Origin of the sequence: Gloeocapsopsis sp. IPPAS B-1203, from assembly GCF_002749975.1 — a bacterium.
GTDB lineage: Bacteria > Cyanobacteriota > Cyanobacteriia > Cyanobacteriales > Chroococcidiopsidaceae > Gloeocapsopsis.
On record NZ_PEIG01000004.1, the window covers coordinates 352,289 to 376,910 of the forward strand.

Here is a 24,622-nt window from a genome sequence, read left to right on the forward strand (position 1 = left end):
GAGTGTAGATGTTTATAGATTGCTTGAAAATCCATTACTGCATACCTTATGACCACAAATTGCGCAAATTGTCAATGATGAATCTTCAGTGGCTAATCAACACTGAACTCAAATGCTATTCGGTGAATCGCAGTCTACAATAGTAGCCTAATAAAGAATAGCTGCTTGGTTTGATTATGACTACTGCTACTGCGGTAAAAACCGATTACGAAGCGATTATTGGTTTAGAAACCCATTGTCAGCTGAGTACAAAAACTAAAATATTTTCTAGTAGCTCGACTGAGTTTGGTGCAGACCCCAATACTAACATTGACCCGATTTGTATGGGTTTACCTGGGGTATTACCTGTTTTAAATGAAAAAGTTCTAGAATACGCCGTTAAAGCAGGTTTAGCACTTAATTGCGAGATTGCTAAATATAGCAAATTCGACCGGAAACAATATTTCTATCCTGATTTACCGAAAAATTACCAAATTTCTCAATATGACTTACCGATCGCAGAACACGGCTGGTTAGAAATTGAACTTGTTGATGGCGATGGTAATCCAACACGCAAACGCATTGGCATTACGCGGCTGCACATGGAAGAAGATGCTGGAAAATTAGTCCATGCAGGAAGCGATCGCCTTTCAGGGTCAACATATTCTTTAGTAGACTACAACCGTGCAGGTGTACCATTAGTTGAAATTGTCTCGGAACCAGATATGCGATCGGGACAAGAAGCCGCTGAATATGCGCAAGAACTCCGCCGCATTTTACGCTATTTGGGTGTCAGTGACGGCAATATGCAAGAAGGTTCTTTACGGTGCGATGTCAATATCTCAGTGCGCCCTGTGGGACAAAAAGAGTTTGGCACGAAAGTCGAAATTAAAAATATGAACTCGTTCAACGCGATTCAACGCGCGATTGAATACGAAGTTGAACGCCAAACTGCTGCGATAGAAGCGGGAGAAAGAATTATTCAAGAAACTCGCTTGTGGGAAGAAGGCGCTCAACGTACTATTAGTATGCGCGTCAAAGAAGGTTCGAGTGATTACCGCTACTTTCCTGAACCTGATCTCGCACCAATAGAAGTGACAACTCAACAACTCGAAAAATGGCGCAGTGAACTTCCTGAACTTCCAGCCCAAAAACGCCATCGTTATGAAACCGAATTAGGACTTTCACCTTATGATGCACGAGTACTCACCGACGATCGCACTGTAGCTGAGTATTTTGAAACTGCGATCGCCTCCGGTGCATCTGCTAAACAAGCAGCAAACTGGATAATGGGTGATATTGCGGCTTACCTGAATAAAAACAAGCTGGGTATCAACGAAATTGCACTCAAACCAGAAGCCCTTGCAGAACTCGTGACATTGATTGAAGACAATACAATCAGCGGTAAAATCGGCAAAGACATCTTGCCAGAGTTATTAACAAAAGGTGGTTCGCCCAAAGCGATCGTCCTCCGCGATAATCTAGGTCAAATCTCAGATTCGGGCGCGTTAGAACAAGTTATCGATCAAGTCATTGCTGCTAACCCGAAAGAACTAGAACAGTACCGCAACGGTAAAACCAAACTCCTTGGCTTCTTTGTCGGAAAAGTTCTTAAGGAAACTGGCGGACGTGCTGATCCTAAGTTGACAAATCAATTACTGGCGAAAAAGCTTAATGGTTAGTGGTTAGTGGCTAGTGGCTAGTGGTTAGTGGGTGGAATTTATCAAAAAATTCTCTCAGCTATAAACACCTAAATCTTCAAGGGGTCTTAACAAAAAATCTAGAATCGCGAGTAAATCAATGCTATCTAACCTGGTATACTTTGCAGAGTAGATGCACCCTGATGATCGGGAGAGTCGCACAAAAGACTCTCCTTTTTTATTGATAATGGCGCGAAATGAGTCATTGGGGACAATAAAAAAGCGCTGTAGGCAGGAAGTGCGGGCAAAGGCAGGATAGAATGTCACAATGGCAAGAAATTGAGGGTGGCGTGACTGCTCCCAGAGGATATAAAGCAGCAGGAATAACAGCGGGATTGAAACCTTCAGGACTTCCAGATTTGGCATTGATTGTGTCAGATGTCGAAGCGATCGCCGCAGGTGTTTTTACCACATCCCAAGTCCGCGCCGCGTGTGTCGATTACTGTCGCCAGCGCCTGCAAGCTAAATCAAGTGCTAGAGCAATATTATGTAATGCTGGACAAGCTAATGCTTCTACAGGTTCGCAAGGATGGCTAGATACTTTAGAAAGTGCCATGTTACTAGGGCAAGCACTGAATATTCCTTCTGATTCAGTTCTGATTGCTTCTACAGGCGTGATCGGACGTCGAATCCGCATGGATGCACTCAAAACCGGAATTCCTAAACTTGTCGCAGCTGCTTCCGACACAGGGTCTGATGATGCTGCGCAAGCAATTGTAACTACTGATTTAGTGACAAAATCTGTTGCTTTAGAAACGACTATGGGCGATCGCCCTGTGCGCATTGGTGGAATTGCTAAAGGGTCGGGTATGATTCATCCGAATATGGCAACAATGCTAGCTTTTGTTACCTGTGATGCTGCGGTTTCTCCTTCTTTATGGCAACAAATGCTGAGTCGCGCCGCAGATAAAAGCTTTAATCAAATCACTGTGGATGGTGATACCAGCACAAATGATACTCTGATTGCCCTGGCGAATGGTCAATCGCGCACTCCGGCAATTACAGAAATGGGGGCTGAAGCTGAGAAGCTAGAAGCAATGCTAACTGAAGTGTGTCAACGTCTTGCAAAAGCTGTTGCGCGTGATGGTGAAGGTGCAACGTGTTTAATTGAAGTGCAAGTTAGTGGTGCAACTGATGAGGAGTCTGCAAGGAAAGTTGCAAGAACAATCGCAGGTTCATCTTTAGTCAAATCTGCAATCTTTGGACGCGATCCTAACTGGGGCAGAATTGCCGCAGCAGCAGGGCGTGCGGGAGTTCCCTTTGAGCAAGAAAACTTGCAAATTAAACTGGGTAATTTTGAGTTGATGCAAAATGGCGAACCATTACCTTTTGATCGTGCAGGTGCAAGTGCTTATTTAAAGCAAACTGCAGAGGAATCTTTATTACCGAAAGAAGTTGTTGCAACAAATACAAGTAATGATTTATCTATAGTAGAAGCCGGAATATCACTACCGTTTGATCGCGCCAATGCTTCATTGCAAAGAATTGATAACCCTGTGATTATTGCAGTGAGTATTGGTCATGGCTCAGGTTTTGGGAAAGCTTGGGGTTGTGACTTAAGTTACGATTACGTCAAGATTAATGCCGAGTATACAACTTGATACTTGTAATAATATCAAATCTGATTAATTACTTACAATTAAAGTAATGAGTGATTAGCTAGTCACTAGTAACTAGCCACTCGCATCTCAATCATAGCCTGGTTATTCAATTGGAGATGATCTACACAATCGTACTCAAACAGTAGTCAAGGCAGGTTGAAATGGTTGCAGTAAAATTCCTAAAATTTTCTCAACTTCTTTGATATAGTATTCAATTGAGTCAATATAAACAATAGTTCCTTCTAAAATTAAGAATTTCCAGTTAGTTCCAGTAGTAACCGAACCATAAATGCGTTCAACTTCATTTCCTTGATTTCGATTAAAGCACTGAGCCGCTACCATCGCTGCCACGCACTGACCAAGCCCACCTATGATATCTTCCTTTTTTGCCTCAAAAATAATAACTACAGGAGTCGTAATAAATAACTGCTCTTGAGAACCACTAATAATATAGTTGCAAAAACCTTGTAAGCCTTGATTAGAATCGACATTAAATTCATTACCAGAGAACAAAGATATTTGATTATTGAGCAATCTTCTCACTTCTGCTAAAATTGGTGCAATTAAAAACTCTGACCTTGCTTTTTCTGTTGAGATAGAGGTTGCTAAAGGAATATAATCTTTTAAAAGAATTTTTAATGTTTCTGACGGTAAAACTGGCTTTGTATCACCAAATAAGCTACGACTTTCGTCTAGTATTAAGCCAAACTCATTTTTAACTTTAGCAAGACTGAAATCGCTATACGCCATCTTGAGAAGTCTCTAGTTTATTTGAAAGAATTAACAATTTCAATCCATCCAGAAGTTGAGCTATTATACATATCTTTCAGAATATATCAATCCTGAATTGTTTGGGGAAATCTCTTTCTATGTCTTCTCTTGGCGTACTTTTCCCAAAAGGGCTAAAGATTAATTGAAATAGCTTCTACTGGGCAGGTAGGGATACACTGTTCGCAGACAATACAGCGCGATCGCGTAAATGACAGGCGATAATCAGGATCGAGGGTTAAAGCTTCAGTCGGACAAACACCCGTACACAAGCCACAATCAACACAAATATCTTGATTAATCGCAATTTCTGCTACACTTTGCGAAACAGTAATATGAAGCGATCGCATCCATTCAATTGCCGCATCTAGTTGATCGATATCGCCAGATAGTTCCACAACGAGTTTACCGATTTGATTGGGGGCAACTTGCGCACGAATGATATTCGCGGCAACATTAAATTCTTTTGCCAGGCGATAAGTTACTGGCATTTGCACCGCACGTTTAGGAAAGGTAAGAGTAACTCGCTTTTTCACAGTAATATTCTCTCTGCACTCGATGACTGCCCCTACCTCTAGTGTATTGAGAAAACAAAGGAAGGCTAGAGGTTCGTGCCGATTCAGTTACACTAAGTAATACTAGGGCTGGACAAGTTTTAATCGAAACGTTATGAGTGTGACACCGGAAGCAAATACTGGCAAGCGCGTTAGAAATTTTTTGATTGTCTTGGTTGCGATCGCGCTGAGCGTTGCATTAGTTTTAGGCTTGAGAAACCAAACGAGTGCAGTTTCGTTGACGCACTTAGATGAGGAATCTGTTCCACTTGAAGTGGCACTGACTAATGGCAAACCATCGCTCATGGAATTTTATGCTAACTGGTGTACTAGTTGCCAAGCAATGGCACCAGATATGGCACAGTTAAAGCAAGAATATGGCGAATCGGTGAATTTTGTCATGCTCAATGTCGATAACAGCAAGTGGTTGCCAGAAATTCTCAATTATCGGGTTGACGGAATTCCCCATTTTGTGTTTTTGAACAAAGAGGGTAAAGCGATCGCACAAAGCATTGGCGAACAACCTCGTATGATTATGGCAACAAATTTAGATGCTTTAGTTGCAAACTCACCCCTACCTTATGCCCAAAGTAGTAGCGGTCAAGTTTCCAAGTTTACAGCACCTGTAGCACCTGCTGATAATGCAGACGATCCGCGACTTCATAGTAGTCAAGTAGTCAATTAAAATATCTCAAACACTCTTGCAGGCTTCACATTGTCTGCAACAAATTTAAATAATATGATAACTCTGGCTATCATTGTCTTAATAATTCTTACTGGTTCAGCACTCTGCTCCGGTATAGAAACTGCATTACTATCAATATCTACGATCAGGGTGCGTCAGTTAGCGCAGAACAAGATTCCTTCAGCGGTTGCACTGTTATCAATTAAAGAGAAGATTAGTCGTCCCATTGCAACGATTGTTATTCTCAATAATATATTTAACATTGTTGGTAGCATTGTTATTGGTAGTGTTGCAACCAATGTTTTAGGAGATGCGTGGTTAGGTGTTTTCTCAGCAATTCTTACCTTTCTTATTATCATTTTTGGTGAAATTGTTCCTAAAACTGTTGGTGAAAGATATGCTGAACAAATATCTTTACTAGCAGCAATACCTGTTAAAGGACTTACTTTTTTATTAAAGCCTATAGTTTGGATTGTTGAGAAAGCCACACAACCTTTTACGAAAGGAAAAAGAAGACCAACAACAAACGAAGCTGAAATTAAATTATTAGCAAATATTGGATATCAAGAAGGCATAATTGAAGATGATGAAGCCGAAATGATTCAGCGGGTTTTTCGGTTAAACGATCTCACAGCAGCCGATTTAATGACTCCACGAACCATTATCACGCATTTATCGGGAGACTTGACACTTGGAGAGTGTAAAAAAGAAATTATTGCTTCGCAACACACCCGAATTATTGTAGTAGGGGAATCTATTGATCAAGTTTTGGGGTTTGCGCTTAAACAAAAATTGCTAGCAGCAATGGTAGAGGGAAATAATGACCAAAAGATTGCTAATCTTGCGCGTAAAGTACGCTTTGTTCCTGAAACAATTCGCGCTGATAAATTACTGAAAAACTTCCTTGAAGCCCGCGAACATTTAGTAGTTGTTGTTGATGAATATGGTAACGTTGCTGGAGTTGTCACTTTAGAAGATGTGCTAGAAGTCCTCACTGGAGAAATTGTAGATGAAACAGATCGAATTATCGATCTTCAAGAAATTGCTAGGAAAAAACGCGAGCGCATGTTGCAGTTTAAAATTTTTGGAAATAAATCTACGAAGAACAAACCTTAAGTTTTAATTATTGATTAATTTACAAACATAAAAAATGATAACCATACTGCATCAGCAAATGTCACTAGAAGAGTTTCTCAAACTACCAGAAACTAAGCCTGCTAGTTGAGTTTGTTAATGGTCAGATTTATCAAAAACCAATGCCTCAAGGTAAACACTCGCGATTGCAACTCAAGCTGTGTGAAGCAGTAAATCAAGTAGCAGAAACAAAAAATAATGCTCTAGCATTTCCTGAATTGCGCTGTACTTTTGGCGGTAGATCGCTTGTTCCTGATGTTACTGTATTGACTTGGAATAGAATTCCTTTCGCTCAAGACGGGGAAGTTGAAAATATATTTGCATTACATCCCGATTGGACAATTGAAATTCTTTCTCCTGTTCGCGAAGCGTTGACGAAGTCAATTCAAAATGCTACCAAAGTTATTAGTAACATCCTGCATTGTTTAAGATATGGTACTCAATTAGGTTGGTTTATCGATCTAGAAAGTCGCTCTGTGCTAACTTTTTTCCCTGGGCAACAACCAATAGAACTGACTAATGATGATAGATTACCAGTACCAGAATATATAAAATTAAACTTAAGTGTGAATCAAATGTTCAACTGGTTAAAAGCAGGCAGCTAAATTAGGAGTAATATCTGAAGACAAGTATATCATCTCCGGTTGAATAACCAAGCTATAATTGAGTGGCTAGTGGCTAGCGACTAGTTGCTAATCAATCAGAACTTTAATTGTAAGTAGTTAACCGGATTTGATATTAATCTTTACTTTTGCAAATCATCATACACAACTAATCGTGGATAAATTAATAAGAAAAATCCCATCCACGCTAGTACAGGAATAGCAACTAGACTTGTTAACCAAAAAGTCTTAAATAGAATCCAGCTACCAGCAATGAGTGTCACCCCAGTTAGCATGATAGACCAAGGTTGACACCACCAGGGTTTGTAGTTCCAGACACTGATAGGTTTTTGTGACATTAAGGCGATCGCAACACGACTATTGCTTAGTTATATCATTTTGATGCAAAACTTCATATGCAATTGAGACTGATCTATAAGGATTATTGCAAAATTCTTTTGTAGTAACAACATGAACTAGTGCTTCACAAATCCTTATGACACAAGCCTTACACAATCTGACATTTGAAAACCCTTATCGTCCTTTGTGGTTGCGTGGGATAAACTGGGTAGGAGAAACTCTTAAGCAGAATGGCATTTCGTTAGTTAACCTTTCGGAAGAATCACTACTGACTGCTGCAAGGAGTAAAACAGCTTTATCTGATTGGGGTGATGAAAGTTTTCGGCTACCACTACGGATACTACTGGAGTCTTTAGAAAAAGACGCTGAACTCAACTTATTTGGGCGCTATTTCATGCGCAAATCTTGTCTTCAACTGCTGATGAATCGATTACGCATTCAAGAAGATATCAAACGTTATCCTGAAATATTACAAGTACCGATCGCACGACCATTATTTATTTTAGGAATGCCAAGATCTGGTACTACGTTACTGCATAATCTATTAACTCAAGATCCTACAAGTCGTTGGTTGCATCTATGGGAATTAGCAAGTCCTTCCCCGCCACCAGAGTACTGCAACCGCAACAGCGATCCTCGGATTCAAAAGGTAGAGAAATTTGTTCAACAGTACAACACTTTAGCACCACAACTTGCTACAGTGCACAATCTTAATCCCAAAGGACCTGAAGAATGCAATGCTTTGTTTGGACATGAATTTACTAGCTTGATTTTTGAACTGCGGGCAAATGTGAAAAGTTATGTGAGTTGGATGGAAACCTATGATATGGTCAGAGCATATCAATATTATCGGCAGCAGTTGCAACTTTTAGCATGGCACTATCCAGGCGATCATTGGGTACTCAAAGCACCTGCACATATATTTTACTTGGATGCACTGATTAAAGTTTTTCCTGATGCTTGCATTGTGCAAACACACCGCGATCCTCTTAAAGTGCTTCCTTCGGTCTGCAGTTTAACTGCAATAGTTCGCGGAATTTATAGCGATCGCATCGAACCAAAGCATTTAGGACACTACTGGAGCGATCGCATTGCTAAAGCTTTGGAAAGAGAAATGCAAGTCCGCGCTTCAGAAGCGCCTTCTCGTTTCTATGATGTAGATTACCACAACCTTGTGCAAGATCCTATCGGTACAGTACGTCAGATCTATACATATTTTGGTTATGATTTTCATCCCCAAATGGCAGAAAACATCAAAACCTGGTTGGTACAAAATCCCCAGCATAAGCATGGAGTTCATCGGTACTCTTTAGAGCAGTTTGGGCTAGATCCTGAAAGGGCTAATAGTCGATTTGCAAAATACTGTGAAAAATTTAATGTTGTGCGCGAGTGAGTTTACGAGCTACTACCTATACGCCTACGCTGCGACTCGAATTGTGCGCTCAAAACAGATACCCGAACGCTCTATCAAAAGAAAAACGGCTAAACTCCTCCAGTCACACGGGAGATCTACTAACCTCAATCCTCACTTACAATTTCAGCTTGCTTGCGCCCAGAGACAGTAGCGATCGCACTCATTTATTGCTGCTATTCTTGCACTACTCTAAGCTCAATTATTAATGATCTCACAAGTAAGTTAAGCTGCACTCTATTTTATAAATTGTAAAATTTTGTAGCTAACTGCGGAAATACCTACCTGTAATGTGTATGAACATATTATGTAGTTTGCCGAACTATATACAGAAACTGTCTATATCACCCTAGATAGTCGTACTGAAAGAATAAATTGCAGACTCGTAAGATAGCTTCTAATGTAAGTGCTACACGAGAAAAGTCAATCTAAATACATTAGATCACTTCACATTCATCAATATATTTGTCAACAAATATCAAAGGGCGTTAACTATGAGCCAAACTTTAGACGAATGGCCAAGAAAAGTACGTGAGTTACATAACCATCATTTTGATTCCACAATTTGGAACGACTTCCAATTCCGAGACGATGACATTATCATTGCAAGCTACGGCAAATCAGGGACAACCTGGTTACAGCAAATCGTTGCACAGCTAATTTGGCATGGTAAAGAAGACCTTGATCTAGCTGAGATGTCTCCCTGGTTGGATCTTCGCATACCACCTAAAGATATTAAGCTTCCTATAGTAGAAGCTCAAACCCACCGCCGATTTATTAAAACGCACTTACCAGTAGACGCTCTCGTCTTTTCACCTAAAGCTAAATATCTTTACATTGCCCGTGACGGTCGCGATGTCGTTTGGAGCCTATACAACCACCATGCAAAAGCTAACGAAGCATGGTATGAGGCACTTAATGATACTCCTGGGCGAGTAGGTCCACCTATTGAACATCCACCTGAGTCAATCTTGACATATTTTCGAGATTGGCTTGAGCAAGATGGCTACCCTTTGTGGTCAATGTGGGAAAATGTCAAATCTTGGTGGGACATCCGCCATCTACCAAATGTCATGTTAGTTCACTATGCTGAGTTGAAACGAGACATGGCAGCTCAAATTCAGCAAATAGCTGAGTTTTTTGATATTACGATCGATGAGTCTAATTGGTCAATGATTCTGGAACACTGTAGTTTCGACTATATGAAGCAACATGCATCAAAGATTGTGCCTCTTGCGGGAGTTTTTTGGGAGGGAGGTGCACAGACATTTATCTATAAAGGCACGAATAGAAGATGGAAGGATATCTTAACTGAAGAAGATATCGCCAAGTATGAAGAAACCGCGTTGCGTAATCTTGGGCAAGAATGTGCTCATTGGCTTGCTACGGGAGAGGTGATTCGCCCCTAAACAGAGTTTGTTGCAACACAATCGCTAGAATTGCCGTTGTTAAACTAGACTACCTAGTGTTAATTACTTTCGGCGGACGCTAGGATTCATCGTTTTATTAGCAGCGATCGCCTTTAAACTATCTTGGTCTTAAAATGATGAATCATGGTCGATGAGTAAGCGGGTCATTGTAGTTGGGGCTGGGTTAACAGAACTGACGACTGCGAAACTGATATCCTATGCGACTCAATTCAAATCAGAAGGACGATCCATCTGAGGTTGCCAAGCAAGGTTTTGAGGCACTAATGGCAGGTAAGGATGCAATTAGTGCAGGTTCAGTGATGACGAAAATTCAAGGTAACGTAAGCAAGGTTTTACCTGATACCATCGCTGCTGAACAACACCGCCAACTGACTGAGCCAGGTTCGGCTGAGTCGCCTCTAAGAAAGTTGGAAGGCATCTGCGGTATATCTTAATGAACTAACTGTCTTACCAGCTTCGCCAACCTTTCAGCACTATCAAAAACTGCCATTTTTCCTGCAGCATCAGCCATTTTTTGCAAGTCTTCGGGTGAGTGCAATAACTCCAACACTTGAGTTTGCAACATAGCAGGAGTTAATTCTTTTTGGCGAAATACGATAGCAGCACCTGACGCAGCTAAGACTTGGGCATTGTAGAATTGATGATCTTCCGCAGCAGTTGGCAGTGGAATAAAAATCGCAGGTTTACGAGTAATCGCTAACTCAGTGACAGTACCAGCCCCCGATCGCCCAATCGCTAAATTTGCTCTTTGCAGCAAACTTGCCACATTGTCGTAAAAAGGTAGCGGAAAATATTGCGGATGGTGGAGACTTGCAACGTCAGGATCGTTGTTTCCTGTCAAATGTACAATCCACATACCAGCGTCAAACCATGCTGGCGCACACTGACGGATCAGTTGATTGACTGCAACTGCACCCTGACTACCACCGACAACAACGATGAGAAAAACATTGTCGGGAATTGGCAGAGCGAGGGGAGGTACTTTCTCACTTAAAAACTGCGATCGCACAGGTGTACCAGTATAAATTGTTTGAATGCGTGGTAGATATTGGGCTGCAGGTTCAAATCCCAGTGCCACAGCAGTACAAAATGAGCTAAAAAAGCGCGTGACTTTGCCAGGAATCGCATTAGATTCGTGCAGAATGACAGGAATTCCCAGCGATCGCGCCGCCATAACAGCAGGGGCAGCGATGTACCCACCTGTGGTAAAAACACCTTGAAATGAGCCTTGTTGCAGTAGCTGGCGGACTTGAAAAACCGAACTGGCAATTTTACTGAGATTGCGTAGCGTCCCAATTCCTAACCGTTCTTGAAATCCTGCGACCGAAATTTTGTGGAGTGGATATTGTGCAGGAACTAGCTGTGTTTCTAAGCGATCGGGAACACCCAACCACTCAATCTCATAATCTGGTAATTGTTCAGCTAGTGCGATCGCTGGAAACAGATGTCCGCCAGTACCACTTGCCGCAATTAATAATTTTGTTGGTATTGCCATTGAGTTACAAAGTCAACGCCCAGGTTAGCTTAAGATTAAACAATTAACTGTTTTATAGTAATCAAATATCAAGCTATCACCGATGCGTAACTTTATGTTTTTTTTAACCCCTTCCCGAAAGTTTCATCAACAAAATAAGTTGTCAGCTAGCAGTTGGGTAGCACTTTTACTGATGACACTCACCTTATCAGTACAACCACACCGCGTTCAAGCTCAAGCAACACCCGACGCGCCTCCTGCGTTAAAAAATCTCCTAGCACGTATTGATGCAGCTGCTAACGCACATAATGCCAATGCAGTCGTGCAATACTATGGAACAAACTTCACGCATTCTGACGGCTTGACGCAGCAAAGTATGGCGCAGTCTCTAAATCAACTTTGGCAAAGCTACCCACAATTAAGATACACAACACGCGTTGAATCGTGGAAGCCAGAAGGACGCGCGATTGTTGCTGAAACAATTACCAATATTAGCGGTAGTCAAGTACAAGACAATCGAAATTTAATGTTTAATGCGACGATTAGATCGCGACAGCGAATTGAGAATGAAAAAATTGTCCGCCAAGATATCTTATGGGAACGCAGTCAATTAAGAGCTGGAGCCAAGCCACCAACAATTGAGGTAAGATTGCCCCAACAAGTTAAAGCAGGACAACAGTTTAATTTTGATGCGATCGTCCAAGAGCCTCTTGGAGATGATTATCTTTTAGGAGCGGTGATTGAAGAACCTGTGCAATCAGCCAATTATCTGAATCCTGTGCCAGTTGAATTGGAATTACTTCCTGCTGGCGGTATTTTTAAACAAGGTCGCGCACCAGCTGCTGGAAGTCATCGTTGGATTTCTGCGATCGTCGTTCGGGGAGATGGTATGACTATGGTGACTCAACGACTGCAAGTTGTTGGTGCAAATGCTGCAAGTAATAATCAGTCAACAACTCAATCTGCAAGATAAAATTTACACCTTGCAGCAACGAGTGAAGTAAGAATTGCGTTGTAGGAGTTGATTTAGTACTTTAACCATGACTGCAACGCATCTTTAAATATTATTATTTTTGGTTGAATAGTTTTGCATGAATTGTAGATGCCCTCTGACTAAAGTCAAGTTTATTCATGCAAAGTGTACTTTATTACACAAAGTAAAAGTTTTATCAATAATTCCACCAGGATGGAATTTATTTATTGAGTAGAGATTCATTCCTACTCGCATTCAGGCAAGATGGTGAAACTTATTTAGTCGCTAAGCTAGATTCCCTATCTTTCTTTGTTTTTGTTGGCTTGAGCGATCGCACAAACTGTTTAATATAATTTCTCTCGCGCCCTAAGAAAGAATAATTTCCTTTTAATAAGTCTTTTCTTACATAAGCTCTGTGTAGGCTCAAAGAGATGTCTTCTTTAGTGATATAGCCAGATGCAACCGCCTCTTTAAAGTAGTTAAACCACAGTTCTCCATGCGGATGATTGCGATATTTCCACGGTTGACTAAACAGTCCCGTATAGTGAATAAGCTTAGTATTTTTATCGCAAACATCAAGCATATTCCAACCAGGATCTAGCTCTCCAATGGTATAGGGATGATGTGTTAGAAAAGTCTGGTTCATGACCATGAAATCGGTTTGATTATACAGATTTTGGTCAATTTCATTGAAAATTGTTTCCAAATTAAATTGAGTTCTCTCGCAATCAATTAACATGACGCTAAGACCCCAATAACTGCCACTACCGCGATAACCTTTCTGCGCTCCTTGTTTGGCTAAGAAATCACAACCGTTCATTGGTGTATCAAATAGCTTGCCTATATCAGTTAGACATACTATGTCAGAATCTACATAAATTGCCTTTCCTTGAAAGTTACAAACTTCAGGAATGATAAATCTATAAAGGCTAAATTCAGTAGCATTACGACACTTGATCTTTAATGACATCGGAGCCAGAAAAGGCTCCCCATCATTTAAGGTAATGGAGTTATGCGTACCGTTTAATACATATATATCAAGTTCTCTTTGAGAGTGCTTGCGTAGAGAGTGAATCAAAGTCTTTCTTTCTAAAAGGCTCGCTTCTCCTGATCCAATGAAAACTTTAACCCGCTCTTGTTTTTCCATGACATTTCTTCCTTTTTTTTGGAATAAATTAAAATCATTTTTTGCCCTTGACATCAAAGTGTTTCTATCTCTAAAATAAGTTTACAAAACATTTTTTTTTAGAGCATAAAAACACTTGTAGAAATAAGTTATCCTATGCTAGTATAAGCAAAAAAGCTAATAATATAGAGCTTTTAACTTTTTGAAATATATGAGTTCTCCTTAAGTAACTTCAATCACTAAATCAACTGAGTTAATAAGCTCCTTTGCGTAACAGAACAACTAAAACTGTTTGCCAAAGGATATTTATGTCTAACCAGAAATTCCAGTTTTCTTTATAGAACAAATCCATTTGCAGCATATCGTTAAAAGTGACTTCACTACGTCCACTGACCTGCCACAATCCTGTTACGCCAGGTAACATTGTTGCTCGTTGCGACATATCATCGTTGTAGTCTTTGATTGCTAAGTAATAATCTCTCAACTGCAAAGGACGAGGACCTACCAAGCTCATGCTACCTTGCAATACATTAAATAGTTGTGGTAGCTCATCTAAACTTGTCCGGCGCAGGAATTTACCGACACGAGTGACACGCGGATCTTCCTTCATTTTAAATAAAACACCACCTTCAGACTCGTTATGCTGCTCAAGCTCTTTGAGTCGTTCTTCTGCGTTCACCTCCATTGTACGAAACTTCCAAATGACAAAAGCTTTACCATTTCGCCCGATGCGATGCTGACGAAAGAAAATTGGTCCTTGAGAATCTAGGCGAATAAATAAAGCGATGGCGAGTAGAAGTGGACTTAAAAAAAGTACTCCTAATCCAGCACCAAGAAAGTCAAGAAATCTTTTACCGAGACATTGCAGTGTATATTGCCACGATCGCACTCGTAGAATTGGCTTTTGATACAAAGAGCTGACACTGACTTCAGAAGTTGGACTAGGAATAAAATTTGGGGAGGACATACCTATCTCCAAAAAAAAATGCACGGTCAATGTGTTAAAATGTATATAGGTATTCTTAATGCTCCACATAACTGTCTGTTGCTAGCTAGCTTAGGTAGAGCGACTAGTCAGCAGCAAGTTTGGTAGCATCTACAAAAATTCAGACCTTAAAAGGTGAATTTGAGCCACTAATCCCATAGTGGCTTTTGCTTATTCAGCTAAATTCGATATGCCTCTTGTGAAAGAGGAGATAGGAGAAATATCCTACAAAGGTAAATAATCTACTTAATGAGGAGCAGAAGCATCTAACGACTTTAGGCGCGATCTAATTCAGGAATTTTGTAAAAAACCAAGCCCAATCATTAAGCATAGCTGCCCACAAGTAGAGAGTCCAACAAAGCCCAAGCAGCATCTTTAGCAGAAATCTCACTGACAGGGATTGGCCAATCAATGCCCAAAACAGGGTCATCATAGCGCAAGCCCCGTTCATAGCCTGGAGTGTAAAACTCACCGACCTGATAGACGACTTCTGCACCATCTGTCAGTGCTTGATAACCATGAGCAAACATTTCTGGGACATACAATGCACGCCGATTTTGAGCAGATAACTCCACACCAATATGTTGCAAGTACGTTGGTGATTGTGGGCGCATATCGACAATCACGTCATAAATTGCACCAGAGATACAGCGCACCAGTTTAGTTTCACAAGCGGGGGCGACTTGATAATGCATCCCGCGTAGCGTTCCTTTGTGATGGTTAAACGACAAGTTGCATTGTGCTACTGTTGCTTTTAATCCGTGTGCCGCAAATTCTTCGGCGCAGTAGGTGCGGGCAAAAAAACCACGATGATCTGGTTTTTCTTCTATGTCAATAATGTATGCACCTTTAAGTGAGGTTTCGCTAAATCGCATTATTTTCTCCGTAGGTTGGGTAATGGGGAGCCAGTGCGTTGCGGAGCCAGTGTTGTGCGGAGGTTTCCTCCGTCGTAGCAACTGGCGTTGATGGGTAATGGAAAAGCTTTTAGCACTTGGCAATTAGCATTAAGCTACACAGACGCTAACCGCTAACCACTAACGGCTAATCGCTATTTAATGACCAGTTACCAGTTACCAAGTTTAAGATGTCACCATTCTTCTACGTTGTATCGAGAAGTAAATAGGCCATATCGCTGCTTTAATTAACTCCTTGATCAGTGCATTTTTGTATTTCAATAGCCAAATACACAAGTGAAGATAGCAACGGATTTGCTGGTATAAGCTTAAGGAAGTTGTATTGATAGAATTGATATATCCTAAAAAGACTCTGCCTTGAGGAAATACGAGTTTTCCGTCCTTAAGAGTTGGGTCAAGCCAAGTAGCACGTAGATAAGGATTTGACAGTGCTTTGCTTGCACGTTGAGCATGGTTGCGATTAAAAAAAAAGTACTCAGGAACTTCGTGATATTGACCAAGAAGTGCCATTTTAACTAGTAAAACTTTATCTGCTCCTGGATAGTTACCTAATAAAGGAGTTTTTGCCAAAACATCTCGGCGCATGACTCCAAATAATTGCAAACAGCGATGTGGTTTAGCAAAAGAGTCAATAATAAGATTGCGAAACCGTATATGAGGCTTTGATGAGTGTGTTAATAAGGGATTCTCATCACAATTATTCGGTAGAACTTCTTCGCGTTCGTTAATAAGTTTAGTCTTAGGATAAGATACAACAACTGATGGATTTTTTTCAAGTATGCTGACACATTTCTCTATAAACTCTGGAGCACATAAATCATCGTGAGCAGCCCACTTAAAGTACTGACCTGTAGCTAATTCAAAGACGCGATTGAAATTATTATGTCCTCCAATATTTTTATCATTTCGATAGTATTTTATTCGGTTGTCTTTGGCTGCATAAGCTTCACAGATTTCCCTAGTTTTATCAGTTGATGCATTATCTGAAATAATCAGTTCAAAATTTGAATAAGTTTGTGCCAGAATTGAATTTAAAGCTTTTTCTAATAAATCATCTCCGTTATAAACAGGTAAACCAATGCTAACGAGTGGGCAATTACTATCTTCTTTCACTACCAAGTTTTTGTGAGTAGTATTTAATTGCATAAAGTCTAGAAAAGCTACTATTAATAAATTATTGTTGAGAACGCGAAAAAGCTAAGTTAGTTTGGCGATCGCTAATCACTCTTAACACAGCATCGTGCCAAAAATTGGCAATTTCATGATAGCCTTGGGCGTTAGGATGCAGTCCTATATCTAGATCAAGCGATAGTGATGCTGTTAAGTCTTGAATACTTAAACCTCTCATATCTACAAAGTGTATTTTTTTGTCTTGAGCTACTTTAGAGGCAACAATACTAGGAATTGCTGCATTGAAATACATTGCGCGCAGACTACGAATTGCTGGCTTCGCTGCAGGATGAACAGGTGGAATTGAAGCAACAAGTAGTTGGGAGTAAGGACAACACGCAGTAATTTTGTCGATCAGAGTACTAAAATCTTCAATCATTGTTCTGAGCGAACTTTTGCGCGTATCATTAGTACCAATCATTAATAAAATTAAGTCTGGTTGAGCTGTATCAAGCCACTCATCAATTGATGCGGTAATTTCCTTCATTGTCCATCCAGGATGACCTTCATGAGTTTTATCTCCAAGTGTGTCAGGTCCACTGGTTCTTGAGCCAACAAACTTAACTGCTAATCCATCAGCAACAAACTTTTGCCAAAGCTCGGGGCGATAACCACCACTATCTCTGTCATTTGTTCCTTTGACTCCTTGGGTAATAGAGTCACCCAGAAGCATAATTTTTAGTGGTGAGTTGTATTCAGGAATAAATGCACATTTTTCTTCTAAGTCAGCGATCGCATCGCTGTTTGCTAGCACATCGTTACTAGGATTAGCAGAAATGTCAACCTTTACGGAAGTTAAAGCGAAACGACTATAGTTGTGCTGATTTCTTGTCAGCTTACTTTTAATTGAGAGAGTAATAATAGTAATTTTAATAACATGACTGTAATACAACAGAAAAATAACTTTTGTAAAAACAGTATGTTGGATCAGTCGATGTAAGATTTTTCTGCTCATATTTGGTGACTAGTGTCAAATACTCGACATTAAAATTAAGAGTAGTACTTTTAGCACTACTCTTATTCCATACATAACATCATAAAAACTGTGTTTATACTCGAAACTTTACACGACAGAGTATTCTGAGTTATACAACCCAATAAGAGATAAAAGAAACTCTTTCGCTACTTTCAAGAATTGAAAGTTAACAAGTTGGTGGTGTTGATACAGTATTTTGACTTTTAATTTCTCTTGAGTTGATGCATATAGTGTCAATATGCGATCGCTTACTATCCCAATACGAGCAGCAACATTTTTGAGTAACTGCACTTCATCTATAGTGAATTGGCGCGATTGAAAAGTCCCAACATGAAAAACCCCCACTACTTGATTGTTTACGAGCAACGGTAGACCTAACATAGATTGAAGTCCTTTGTGACGTAAAATTGGACTGAAAACGTCTACTTGGGACATATCTTCAACAAATGTCAACTCGCGTTTAGCAGCAATTTTACCTGCGAAGCCATATCCGATCGGAATGTGAATACCTGCGGCGACTTCTTCTTCCAAACCACAAGCTGCTTGTACAATCAAATCTTGTTTGTCTTCTGAGCAGAGTAATACTGTTGCCGTATCTACCTTAAGAACTTGACGAATACAATCGAGCAGGGGATAAAGTAGATTTTGCAGTAAAGAAGGAACTGGTACAGATTTTTCATCTAAGGGTAGCAAAAGCCAGTCAGCTATTTCTGCTACCTCCGCTTCAATTTGAGTTGCAGTTTCCTCAAGTTCACTCAGGGCTGTGCTTAGAGAAGTGGGGAGGTGGCTATTATTGTTTGTGACGTTTTTGTGCAAGTTCATAATTTTTAAGAAGGCAAAAAGGATCTAGTGAGCTATTAGGCGATCGCTTTCTATATTAATGTGTCACATCAAAGCCCTTTGCAACTCCCCAACAGGCTACATTATACTTGACTCAACTCATCAACAGTCACTTCAGAACGTGCTTGTTCCAAGCAAGCTTCCAATGTTTTACTTAGAACTTCAATATGGGGTTCTTTAAGAATTGTCGAGTGATTGCCAGGAAGATCGTGTGCTTCTAATCCACCTTCGGCAAGATCGCCCCAGCCATATTCGGGATCTTTTGTGTACCAATCATCAGGAGTAGGCATTCCTGTAGGATAGTAATACCATCCTTTGCCTGGCACTTCGGTGGCACGAAACAGCGTTAATTTACCTGCATAAGGTTGAAATGTATAGGTGCGCATTGCTTTTCTAATGCTATATCCTACATACTTTCTGTGCCAAAAATAAGGCAAGCTCCCTGCTAGTTTGAGATAAGTGCTCCAGTAGACAACGTACACTTTTCTTTCCAGACTGCGGTAGGCAATTTTTACTGGATGTTTCAGCCCGAAACGCCAGAAGTTACGCCACTGCCGCGAGAACCACTCAGGTACAGTCACTTTTTTGAAACAACCTGGAACAAACGTATCGAGTAAGCCTACAAATGCAACCTCTTCACCTTTAGCGTGTAACTGCTTTGCCATTTCAAACGCCACCACACCTCCAGAAGAGAATCCTGCTAAGTAAAATGGTCCTTCTGGTTGAACTGCGCGAATTTCTTCGATGTAAGCAGCAGCCATATCCTCAATTCGGTTCAAAGGAGTTGTGACGCCATCTACTCCCCGTGCTTGCAATCCATAAAAAGGTTGATCGGCACCTAAATATTGAGCAAGATCCTGAAAAGCGAGAACATGAGCACCATTACCATGCATACAAAATAACGGTGGTTTAGAGCCACTCGGTTGGATAGGAACCAGCGATTTAAAGTAAACCGATTCCGATTCTTGACCAATGACTTCAGCGAGTTGTTCGAGTGTTGGCGCTTGAATTAAAGTTGCTAAAGATAGCTTTTTACCAAATGTTTGCTCGATTTGGTCGAATAGCCGTAGTGCCCTTAGTGAATCTCCTCCGAGATCGAAATAATTGTCTATGATGCTAATTGGTTGAATTTCCAATACCTGCTCCCAAATTTGGGCAAGTTGGAGTTCTATAGAATTGCGTGGTGCAATATAAACTTCTCCTTCTGAGTCTGGCTCTAGCTTTGAGTTTAGTTCTGTTTGGGAGACACTCATTTCTTCTACTGATTTCATGATTTCTCTTCAATTTACGTAAAGACAACTGATTGCTAAGAGCCGAAAGCTCGTTCACACCCTAAATTCATCTGTAAGGTTTTTAGCTAATTGCTTTTTTGTTTGAACAAATTACCTAAAGCTTTGAAGACACCTTTATTTGAATTATTAGTTGTAGCTGGTGTTGTGGCTGGCGTTGGTGTTTTTGTAACAGCAGTTTTGGTAGCAAAGCTTCTTGGTTTGACTACTTCATTTGCAGCCTCGTCGCGCAAAACCCGTTTTAAGACTTTTCCCGTAGGGTTTTTGGGTATAGAATCAACAAACTTAATCGCTTTAGGTACTTTATAAGCTGCCATGCGTTCAGAACAGAAAGCAATCATTTGTTTTTCTGTTACGGTTTGCTCTGGCTTAAGGACTATATTGGCTTTGACGATTTCAGTTGTTTCTAAATTGGGAACGCCGTAAACGGCAACTTCGGCTACTGCGGGATGTTGATAGATAACGTTTTCTACTTCTGTGGGGTAGACCTTGAATCCAGCAACATTAATCATGTCTTTGGAGCGATCCACAATATAGAAGTAGCCATCTTCGTCAATTTGACCAATATCGCCAGTGAAAAACCACCCATTTTTAATCACTTCTGCGGTTTCAAAGGGGCGATTCCAATAGCCCAGCATGACATTCGGACCGCGAATAATAATTTCGCCGAGATCTCCTGGTAGGGCGTCTTTGCCATCCGCATGGACGATTTTCATCTCGACGTTTTCAATCGGCGTACCTATTGACCCAACTTTGTATTTAAAGTCATTGTTGTAGCTAGCACAGGGAGATGTTTCTGTCAAGCCGTAGCCTTGATGAATTTCTAAGCCATACTTGTCAAACCACTTTTGAGCAACCTCTACAGGAAGTGGTGCAGCGGCTGAGAAGTAGTAGCGAACTGAACTCAAGTCATAGCCTAACGTTCCCATATTCAGAAGTAGGATGTAGACTGTCGGTACACTAAAGAGCATTGTGATCTGCTCAGTGACGACTGACTTGAGAATTTTCTCTAAATCGAAATGACGATGGAGAACGATTGTGGCGCAGGCGTTTAATCCAGCATTGAGGACGGCATTTTGACCGAAGCAGTGGAACAGTGGTAAGTACAGTAAGATGCGATCTTCGGCACTCATGCCACAACAACGGTTTTGCGAGTAGCTGTTAGAAACAACATTACCGTGAGATAAAGTCGCACCTTTAGGAAATCCTGTAGTTCCTGAAGTATAGACGATCGCAGCAGGTGCATAACGATCCATTTCAATTGCTTTGGCTTCTGGTGCAGCACTTGCCATCAACTCAGCTAAGCTTACTCCCTGACTGCTTTCGCCTTCAGCAATCAAGATATGTTTTAACTCAGGTAAGTCGGCTTCGGGGACATTCTCGACAAGTTCTGCAGTGGTGACAATTGCCTTTGCACCTGAATCATTGAGAATAAAGCTGACTTCGGTGCTTTTAAGCATGGCATTAAGCGATACAGCAACCGCACCGATTTTTACTATGCCGAGATAAGCAATGATGAATTCAGGAATATTCGGCAAAAATAAAGCAATGCGATCGCCGCGATGAATATTGCGATCGCGCAACCCATTGGCAAAGCGATTTGCTAGTAAATCGAGATCTTTGTACGTGTAAGATCTTTCTTCAAAAATGAGCGCAGTCTTATCGGGAAATAAATGATGACCGCGTTCTATATGTTGGGCAATATTCATCACTACGAGTCCTTATTCAAGCTAGTTAAGAGATCTTTTACCGCTGCAGCGATCGCACCTTCAGTAGCAATATCAGCCGCAACTTTAGCAATATGTTCGTCTAAAGGTTGTTCGCGATCGTCCCAGATGTAAGGGCGAGTTGCTGATGGTGGCTGTCCCACAACCTCACGCACAGCTTGATACAGACGTCGCGTGACTGGAGATAAACACTCGCTAGCATCATAATGACCTACACAAGCATACGTTCTTAAATCAACTGCTTGCACGCCAAACATGAGAGCGATCGCCATATACTGCTGAAAGATCTCAACAGCGTTGCGCGTTAAATTCGCAGCAGCGAATCCTTGGCTGTTGATATTTTGGTTGTATTGTTCGGCATGGGTAGGATAGCGATCGGCAATTGAATTTCCGTAGAAGCTCAACAACGGCATAATCGAGTTACCAGTAATCTGCAATCCTTTGAGTCCCATATTGACAATGCGTTCTTTGTTACCAACCAAAGAAGCCGGTAAGCCGTTATTAAATTCTGGGGCGACGAGATAAGCAATTTGTACATCAAGGTGTTTTGCCATCATCCCGATGTAGTAGCGCAGGTGATCCATTCCCATCCCGACGTACTGTCCCAAGAAATTACCGCCGTGATAGCTTGCTTGATTTTCGGCGTCGATCAGCGGATTATCGGTCGCCGAGTTCATTTCGACCTCAATTTGTTGGGCAACTTGCGATACACCATCAACAATTGGTCCCATATATTGTGCCAAGCAGCGTAGCGAGTAACGATCTTGAATCGGAGCTTGACCGCGATACTCGTGCGTACCATCTAATTCGTCACGAATCAAGCGCGAACCTGCTAAGAGATCGAGCATGGTGTATGCTGCCCATTTTTGCCCTGGATGCGGCTTCAGTTCGTGAATAAAGGGATGGAATGATTGATTTGTGCCGTTTAAACCTTGTAAAATCAGCGCGTGTGCGCCCATTGTCAACGCCATCAACAGCCGCGTATCGTACACGCAGTTAGCCGCAATTCCTGTCATGACAGAGGTGCCATTCATCATGGCTAATCCCTCTTTTGCTTGGAGTTGCAACTGTGGTAATCCCAAACGATTTAGGGCAGAAATTGCATCAATTTCTTCACCATCAAAGTCAACAGTGTAGCGTTCGTCTAAACCAATCAAAGCACCTGTAATATAAGACAATGGGGTTAGATCGCCACTTGCACCAATCGAGCCATATTCAGGAACGTGGGGTGTCACTCTAGCATTGAGAAACTTTTCCATCCGCTGCACGATCTCGCGGCGAATTCCTGAAGCACCATGTAAATGTGAATTAACACGCAACAGCATTGCGGCACGGACATCAGTCAGTGGTAACTTGCGTCCAGCACCGACTTTGTGATACCAAACAAGATTATGCTGTAATAAATCGGCATACTCGCGTGAAATGACAACATTCGCCATTCCACCAAAACCACTTGTGACACCATAGATTGGTCTACCTGTTGCCACTGCATCGGCAATATAGTCACAAGATGCTTGCACGCGCTGCGTAACGTCATCTGCTGTGCTGATTTGTACCTCGGCACCATGACGTGCCACACTCACAACTTCATCGATAGTGATGTTGCGATTACCTATCGAGACAGTTTTTGTAGAATGTGTCTGTTGTAAAGCTGCTGTATTCATTTAGAAATTCCTTGCAAATAAGAGGGGTCAGGGGTCGGAGGTCAGGGGTCGGAGGTCGGGGGTCGGAGATCAGGGGATGCTACGCAGACCTACGGTTCGGAGGTCGGGGAATAAATTTGCTTAAATGCTTACCAGTGCAGGCATAACTGGCAAATGTGCATCTGGTGTTTGCTCCCAGCGACCAAAGGTTTTGCTGACAACGACAACATCGTGCATTAATTGGGCAAAACTTTCTGGTGTTAGTGACTGCGGACCATCTGATAATGCTTTGGCTGGGTTGGGATGCACTTCTACCATGAGTGAATCAGTTCCGGCGGCGATCGCTGCTAAACACATTGGCGGGACATATTCAGCTTTGCCAGTACCGTGACTGGGGTCTACCATAATCGGGAGGTGCGTGAGCGATCGCAATACTGGTACGACAGCTAAATCTAGAGTGTTGCGTGCATACTGCCGATCAAACCCGCGAATTCCCCGTTCGCAGAGAATCACATTTGGATTACCTGCTGCCAAAATATACTCTGCTGCCATTAACCATTCTTCTACTGTTGCCGAAATACCCCGCTTTAATAAAATTGGCTTACCTGTAGCACCAACTTTCTTCAGTAACGAGAAGTTCTGCATATTCCGCGCGCCGACTTGCAACACATCTGCAACTGCGGCAACTTTCTCAATATCAGCAGTATCCATAACTTCAGTGATGATGCCCAACCCCGAAGCTTGACGCGCTTTATCAAGCAATTCTAGAGCGCTTTCACCGTGTCCCTGAAAGGCATAAGGTGATGTACGGGGCTTATAAGCACCTCCACGCAGGAATTTTGCGCCTGCAGCTTTGACTTTTTGCGCGGTTTCCACAATCATTTGTTCATTTTCTACCGAACAAGGTCCTGCAACTACTACAACGGGATGTTCTTGTCCAAAAACAACATCGCCATTTGGTGTAGGGACAACAACTGTACTAGGTCCATGCCGAAATTCTTGACTTACTCGTTTATAAGGTTTATCAACTCGGACAACTTGCTCAATGAAAGGACTAATTTGTTGAATGTGTTCTACATTAAGAGCCGCTGTATCTCCGAGTACACCAATAACAACTTTGTGTTGACCAATACTTTTTTCTGTAATGACATTCTGACTATCAATTTCTTGGCAAATTCGCTCTATTTCTTCTTTTGGAGTACCTGCTCTTAAAACTACAATCATTGATTGAATTGCTCCGCGAAAGGGTTCTCTTGATTTTTAAAATTGCCAACAAAAAAT

General features: G+C 41.3%; 21 protein-coding genes and 2 pseudogenes. 9 read left to right on the top strand and 14 right to left on the bottom strand.

The genetic code is table 11. The features are described 5' to 3' along the window. Positions 1–176: 176 nt before the first annotated feature. Positions 177–1,661: an Asp-tRNA(Asn)/Glu-tRNA(Gln) amidotransferase subunit GatB gene (gatB, locus tag CSQ79_RS09690; protein ID WP_099700974.1), complete on the top strand. Its 1,485-nt coding sequence runs from the start codon at positions 177–179 to the stop codon at positions 1,659–1,661. Positions 1,662–1,939: 278 nt separating this feature from the next. Continuing rightward, positions 1,940–3,280: a bifunctional ornithine acetyltransferase/N-acetylglutamate synthase gene (gene argJ / locus CSQ79_RS09695; RefSeq protein WP_099700975.1), complete on the top strand. Its 1,341-nt coding sequence runs from the start codon at positions 1,940–1,942 to the stop codon at positions 3,278–3,280. A 135-nt stretch (positions 3,281–3,415) separates the two neighbouring features. Here argJ and CSQ79_RS09700 read toward each other — a convergent pair whose 3' ends face one another. Continuing rightward, positions 3,416–4,030, bottom strand: coding sequence for a hypothetical protein (locus CSQ79_RS09700; protein ID WP_099700976.1), 615 nt, complete (start codon positions 4,028–4,030; stop codon positions 3,416–3,418). Between the two features lie 152 nt (positions 4,031–4,182). Then, positions 4,183–4,584, bottom strand: coding sequence for an NIL domain-containing protein (locus CSQ79_RS09705; protein WP_099700977.1), 402 nt, complete (start codon positions 4,582–4,584; stop codon positions 4,183–4,185). 133 nt (positions 4,585–4,717) lie between these two features. Here CSQ79_RS09705 and CSQ79_RS09710 point away from each other — a divergent pair, with 133 nt between their 5' ends. From CSQ79_RS09710 to CSQ79_RS09720, 3 genes and pseudogenes are all read left to right on the top strand, one after another. Beyond that, on the top strand, positions 4,718–5,287 hold the full coding sequence (locus CSQ79_RS09710; RefSeq protein WP_099700978.1) for a thioredoxin family protein: 570 nt from the start codon (positions 4,718–4,720) through the stop codon (positions 5,285–5,287). A gap of 54 nt (positions 5,288–5,341) precedes the next feature. Then, on the top strand, positions 5,342–6,403 hold the full coding sequence (locus tag CSQ79_RS09715) for a hemolysin family protein (protein ID WP_099700979.1): 1,062 nt from the start codon (positions 5,342–5,344) through the stop codon (positions 6,401–6,403). A 34-nt stretch (positions 6,404–6,437) separates the two neighbouring features. After that, a pseudogene (locus CSQ79_RS09720) lies at positions 6,438–7,026 on the top strand (Uma2 family endonuclease). Positions 7,027–7,166: 140 nt separating this feature from the next. Here CSQ79_RS09720 and CSQ79_RS09725 read toward each other — a convergent pair. Beyond that, a complete protein-coding gene (locus tag CSQ79_RS09725) occupies positions 7,167–7,382 on the bottom strand; it encodes a DUF6737 family protein (protein WP_099700980.1) in 216 nt (71 codons plus the stop codon). A gap of 137 nt (positions 7,383–7,519) precedes the next feature. Between CSQ79_RS09725 and CSQ79_RS09730 the strand changes: the two genes are divergently transcribed. The 3 genes and pseudogenes from CSQ79_RS09730 to CSQ79_RS09740 form a co-directional block, all read left to right on the top strand. Beyond that, complete coding sequence (locus CSQ79_RS09730) at positions 7,520–8,776, top strand: sulfotransferase family protein (protein ID WP_099700981.1); 1,257 nt, start codon at positions 7,520–7,522, stop codon at positions 8,774–8,776. Between the two features lie 512 nt (positions 8,777–9,288). Beyond that, positions 9,289–10,203, top strand: coding sequence for a sulfotransferase domain-containing protein (locus tag CSQ79_RS09735; RefSeq protein ID WP_099700982.1), 915 nt, complete (start codon positions 9,289–9,291; stop codon positions 10,201–10,203). A 236-nt stretch (positions 10,204–10,439) separates the two neighbouring features. Continuing rightward, positions 10,440–10,658, top strand: a pseudogene (locus CSQ79_RS09740) (hypothetical protein); the annotation flags it as partial. On the opposite strand, the gene murG reads toward CSQ79_RS09740, so the two are convergent. Beyond that, positions 10,655–11,719: an undecaprenyldiphospho-muramoylpentapeptide beta-N-acetylglucosaminyltransferase gene (murG, locus tag CSQ79_RS09745; protein WP_099700983.1), complete on the bottom strand. Its 1,065-nt coding sequence runs from the start codon at positions 11,717–11,719 to the stop codon at positions 10,655–10,657. The pseudogene CSQ79_RS09740 and the gene murG sit on opposite strands and share 4 nt — an antisense overlap. A gap of 82 nt (positions 11,720–11,801) precedes the next feature. On the opposite strand from murG, the gene CSQ79_RS09750 reads away from it, so the two are divergent. After that, positions 11,802–12,671, top strand: a complete 870-nt coding sequence (locus tag CSQ79_RS09750) for a DUF8623 domain-containing protein (RefSeq protein WP_099700984.1) — start codon at positions 11,802–11,804, stop codon at positions 12,669–12,671. Positions 12,672–12,945: 274 nt separating this feature from the next. On the opposite strand, the gene CSQ79_RS09755 is transcribed toward CSQ79_RS09750, so the two are convergent. The 10 genes from CSQ79_RS09755 to aroF form a co-directional block, all read right to left on the bottom strand. After that, positions 12,946–13,818 carry a glycosyltransferase gene (locus CSQ79_RS09755; protein WP_099701033.1) on the bottom strand — a complete coding sequence of 291 codons (873 nt, stop codon included), beginning with the start codon at positions 13,816–13,818 and terminating at the stop codon, positions 12,946–12,948. Between the two features lie 232 nt (positions 13,819–14,050). Then, complete coding sequence (locus tag CSQ79_RS09760) at positions 14,051–14,764, bottom strand: sugar transferase (protein ID WP_099700985.1); 714 nt, start codon at positions 14,762–14,764, stop codon at positions 14,051–14,053. 341 nt (positions 14,765–15,105) lie between these two features. Further along, entirely contained in the window at positions 15,106–15,657 is a 552-nt protein-coding gene (gene rfbC / locus CSQ79_RS09765) for a dTDP-4-dehydrorhamnose 3,5-epimerase (RefSeq protein ID WP_099700986.1), read from the bottom strand. Between the two features lie 204 nt (positions 15,658–15,861). Continuing rightward, positions 15,862–16,842: a glycosyltransferase family 2 protein gene (locus CSQ79_RS09770; RefSeq protein WP_099700987.1), complete on the bottom strand. Its 981-nt coding sequence runs from the start codon at positions 16,840–16,842 to the stop codon at positions 15,862–15,864. Positions 16,843–16,870: 28 nt separating this feature from the next. Further along, the gene (locus CSQ79_RS09775; RefSeq protein WP_099700988.1) at positions 16,871–17,821 is read right to left on the bottom strand and encodes an SGNH/GDSL hydrolase family protein; all 951 of its coding nucleotides are present in this window, start codon (positions 17,819–17,821) and stop codon (positions 16,871–16,873) included. 108 nt (positions 17,822–17,929) lie between these two features. After that, the gene (locus CSQ79_RS09780; protein ID WP_099700989.1) at positions 17,930–18,664 is read right to left on the bottom strand and encodes a GAF domain-containing protein; all 735 of its coding nucleotides are present in this window, start codon (positions 18,662–18,664) and stop codon (positions 17,930–17,932) included. Positions 18,665–18,765: 101 nt separating this feature from the next. Continuing rightward, complete coding sequence (locus CSQ79_RS09785; protein WP_099700990.1) at positions 18,766–19,953, bottom strand: thioesterase domain-containing protein; 1,188 nt, start codon at positions 19,951–19,953, stop codon at positions 18,766–18,768. Positions 19,954–20,039: 86 nt separating this feature from the next. Further along, positions 20,040–21,680 (bottom strand): class I adenylate-forming enzyme family protein, encoded by a 1,641-nt coding sequence (locus tag CSQ79_RS09790; RefSeq protein ID WP_099700991.1) that lies wholly within the window; start codon positions 21,678–21,680, stop codon positions 20,040–20,042. Between the two features lie 2 nt (positions 21,681–21,682). Then, on the bottom strand, positions 21,683–23,362 hold the full coding sequence (locus tag CSQ79_RS09795) for an HAL/PAL/TAL family ammonia-lyase (protein ID WP_099700992.1): 1,680 nt from the start codon (positions 23,360–23,362) through the stop codon (positions 21,683–21,685). A gap of 120 nt (positions 23,363–23,482) precedes the next feature. Continuing rightward, positions 23,483–24,565 (bottom strand): 3-deoxy-7-phosphoheptulonate synthase, encoded by a 1,083-nt coding sequence (aroF, locus tag CSQ79_RS09800; RefSeq protein ID WP_099700993.1) that lies wholly within the window; start codon positions 24,563–24,565, stop codon positions 23,483–23,485. Positions 24,566–24,622 lie beyond the last annotated feature (57 nt).